Below are 3,954 nucleotides of genomic sequence, written 5' to 3'. Positions count from 1 at the left end.
CCCAGGCCTTCCTCATCGGGCGCGAGTTCGTCGGCGGCGACGACGTGGCCCTGGTGCTGGGCGACAACCTGTTCTTCGGCAACGGCATGAGCGAGTTGCTGGCGCGTGCGCGTGCCCGCGAGAACGGGGCGACGGTGTTCGCCTACCACGTCGATCACCCCGAGGCCTACGGCGTGGTCACGCTGGACGGTGAGGGCCGCCCCCTGCGGCTGGTGGAGAAGCCCAAGACCCCGGAGAGCCCCTGGGCGGTGACGGGCCTGTACTTCTACGACAACCAGGTGATCGACATCGCCGCCGCGGTGACGCCGTCGGAGCGGGGCGAGCTGGAGATCACATCCGTGAACCAAGCCTATCTGGAGCGCGGGCAGCTGCATGTGGAGCGGATGAGCCGCGGCTACGCTTGGCTCGACACGGGCACGCATGACAGCCTGTTGGAGGCGGGCGAGTTCGTGCGGGTGCTGCAGCATCGGCAGGGACTTCAGGTCGCCTGCCTGGAGGAGATCGCCTACTTGCAGGGCTTCATCGGCCGCGAGCAGCTGCAGGCGCGCGGCGAGCTGTTTGCCAAGACCAAGTACGGACAGAACCTGCTGCGGCTCGCCCGCGGTTAACGGTTAGATCATGTCTGAATGCTGCAAGGCTGAAAAAAATCATAAAATTGAGGCGGAATGATGGTCTCTGTATTCTAACATGAGCATGATTCAGCAATAATACAACCTGCAAAGACAGGCCCTAGGTAGTTGTGCAAAAACAGATCAATAAAATGGAGTTAAATATGAGCTTTAATGAAGATCAAACAAAATCTGCCAATTCCGGCGAGCTCGAAGAGCTGAAGGACAAATTAAGGCGCCGGGAATTGGAAATGGTTAGTCTGATAAGAGCCACTGAAGCTGTTCGTTTAGAAGCCGAGCACTTGTTGGCCCAAGAAAGCACAATAAAAAAGCTAAGTCAGACCTCAACGATAGATTCTGCCGAATCGTATAGCACAAACCTTCTTGAACAAGGAAGATTATACGATGATAGAGAGGTTGCAAATATTATAAATGTAATCTCGCAGATATACGACAGAAAAATAGCACGCTTGATCGAAGTAGCTATGTCTTCCAAAAACATATTCGGCAGAAACACTGTATCAAGAAAATCAATGGCGCGATGGCTTAAATATTCGGGAGTTTTTGACCGTGAGTATTATTTGTCTAGCAACGAAGATGTCAAAGAACAAGGCGCTGATCCTCTTTTGCATTACATAAATTATGGTAGCAAGGAGGGCCGCAGGCCCGGTCCATTATTCAAATAGTACATAATGCTTATCGAATATCGATACTCTGACTGCGAACATGGCTGAGACAGCTGACAGGCCCAATATGCGTGACTGGAAAACGAGCTTCGCTAGAATCTACGCGAGCAAGTTATTCGATCATGGGTGGTACGCACGGATGTATCCCGACGTTTATCTGGCCGGCTTAACACCTTTAGAGCATTTCGTAAAGTATGGCGCAGAATTGGGCTGCTCACCATCCGAAGATTACGTGAGGCATTCGTGCGGCGGGCAGGGGTCGTTACAAGCTTATCTAGATTACCTGCTTGATAAGGAAAACGAGAATGAATCTTCTGCCATTGCTAATGGTAATGAAGAATTCCGATTGACTGTTATTTGTATTGTGTACAATCAGGCTAAATTCATAAGACAAACTCTTGACAGTATATTGATGCAAAAGGCTGATTTTAAGTATCAGTTGTTGATTGGTGATGACTGTTCAACTGATGGGACTGCTGACATAATTAGGGAATACGCTGAAAAATACAGCAATATTTTGGCAGTACTTAGGAATCACAATGTGGGACCAAATGCCAACTTTTCCGACTTGGCTCGAAGAGTAAAAAGTGAATATGTTGCAATATGCGAAGGTGATGACTACTGGACTGATGAAAATAAGCTCCGCATACAAGTTTCATATCTTGACCGTAATCCAGACTTCACTATCTGCTTCCACCCAGTCCAGGTTTTGTATGAATCTGACCCCAGCATAAAAGAGTTTTTTCCAGTCAACTGTCCTCCAGAAGTTTCTTTGCACAGCATAGCGCATTCAAATTTAATTCAAACTAATAGTGTGGTTTATAGGTGGCGCTTCGGAGGATGCGAGAATTTTGATATGCCAGAAGAATTGGCCCCTGGAGACTGGCTGATCCATCTGTTGCACGCTGAGGTTGGTAGAGTCGGTTTTTTGAATAAAAATATGGCCGTCTATCGAAAAAATGCCGGTGGAATCTGGTCGACTTACACCTCGCAACTTGCACGGTACAAAATACATGGAAGCAGGGAAATCCGCTTCTTTGCGAGAGCTCAAGCCCTTTTCGGCGGTATGTATCACGCTGAATATAAGAAAGCGCAGCTTCATATTCTTACTACGCTGGGCGAAGCTTATATACGCGAAAATAGAGTCGATCTGCTGTTCGGTGTCCTATCGTCTAATCCTGACATCGCAAATGAAGGGTTGCGCGCTATAGGTTATTCAATCGACTTCACATCTGTGCGATCAGCTGAATCGCTCGAGCAAGCTATGCGATCCAGGCTTACTGTGAGTATTGTTGTTACTACGTATAATCATATAAATTATATCAGACGGTGTCTTGATAGCGTGATTGCTCAAAAAGGTTTCTTCACGTCTGAGATTATAGTTGGGGATGATTGTTCGACGGACGGAACCATCGAAGTAATTCGTGAATATGCTGATAGACTCCCTGCTGTCGTTAAAGTTATAGATCGCAGGCGCAATGTTGGCATGTTGCAAAATATGAAAGAATGCATTGATCTTTGTAGCGGTCATTATATCGCGCTTTGTGAAGGCGATGACTATTGGATTTCGGACTCAAATCTTATGGAAAAATTGTCAGTACTGCAAAAAGATGATAAGTTAGCAATGTGTTTTAGCTGGGTTCTTCTAGAACTGGAGAGTCAAAACTCATTTCTACCACATGTTGAGCAAGGAAGCCTTTCAACTGGGAAGGTGACATTTCTCTCTCTGGCTTCCGCTCCGCTTACAGCCAACTTTTCATGCTGTGTCTACAGAAATTCCTCCTTGAAGTGCGTTCCGAAGGAATACTACGAAGGAAAATTTTCAGCCGATTGGCTGCTCAATTTATACGTCGCAGATAAAGGCGATGTTTTCTTTCTCAAAAAAATACTCACTGTGTATACGGTGCAGGAAAAAGGGCAATGGTCGGGATTGTCCGATTCTGTTAAACACAGCCGAATCGAAGAATGCTTGGACGAGTTTGCTCGCATATTTGGCAACAAGGTAAAATCGGCCGAGCTAATATTCCGGCAGAATATCAAAAATTTGTTGCAATCCGTTCCTGACAAAGTTATTCAGATGAATTTTGACTTTCCCTCTCAAGGATCCTTGAGAAAAGTTGGCAACGGAATTCTGTTGATCCAAGGCTGGGCTGTGATGTCAGCGGATTATCCTTGTTTTATCCATGTAGAAAGTGGTTCGAAATATGAGAAACACGCCATTGATCAACGGCGTCCAGATGTTATAAATGAAATTATTTCTAAAAATCCGTTGGTTCGCGCATCTGATAAGTGCGGATTCGGATTCGATTTCAGCTTTGATCCATATGAATCTATATTTGTTTCGATCGAGGTCGATGGAACAACTAGTCGATGGATCGAGATCAATTTCGAGCTTTATGATAGCTAGTTTCTATAGTGCATTCGTAATAAGTCGCCTTACGTTCGGTGGTTCGGAAGATACGGAGCCTTTCGGCTTGCAACTTTGGCTCTGATTCACTCTGGCTGATACCGACGGCGCTGAGGTTGCGGACATCCACGACGGAGCCGCAGCATGTGCCCTCGCTTTAGCACTACTTTGGCAGGTTGAGGGAACGCAGCGGGTGTTCGCGGCTTTGCATGCCACGGCGATAGACGTGGGTGATCGCGATGTCGGATGCGGG

General features: G+C 47.0%; 3 protein-coding genes. All 3 read left to right on the top strand.

The annotated features are described in order from the left end of the window. A partial coding sequence (locus ACPCJR_RS26240) for a sugar nucleotidyltransferase (RefSeq protein WP_391516486.1) occupies positions 1–608 on the top strand: 608 nt, incomplete at its 5' end. A gap of 164 nt (positions 609–772) precedes the next feature. Further along, positions 773–1,294 carry a hypothetical protein gene (locus tag ACPCJR_RS26235; protein ID WP_391516484.1) on the top strand — a complete coding sequence of 174 codons (522 nt, stop codon included), beginning with the start codon at positions 773–775 and terminating at the stop codon, positions 1,292–1,294. 40 nt (positions 1,295–1,334) lie between these two features. After that, a complete protein-coding gene (locus tag ACPCJR_RS26230; RefSeq protein WP_391516483.1) occupies positions 1,335–3,701 on the top strand; it encodes a glycosyltransferase family 2 protein in 2,367 nt (788 codons plus the stop codon). The last annotated feature ends 253 nt before the right edge of the window (positions 3,702–3,954 follow it).

The sequence above is a fragment of the Methylobacterium sp. NPDC097929 genome (assembly GCF_049543375.1).
GTDB lineage: Bacteria > Pseudomonadota > Alphaproteobacteria > Rhizobiales > Beijerinckiaceae > Methylobacterium.
The sequence above is the reverse complement of the archived record's forward strand: the minus strand, read 5'-3'. Positions and strand labels throughout refer to the sequence as shown.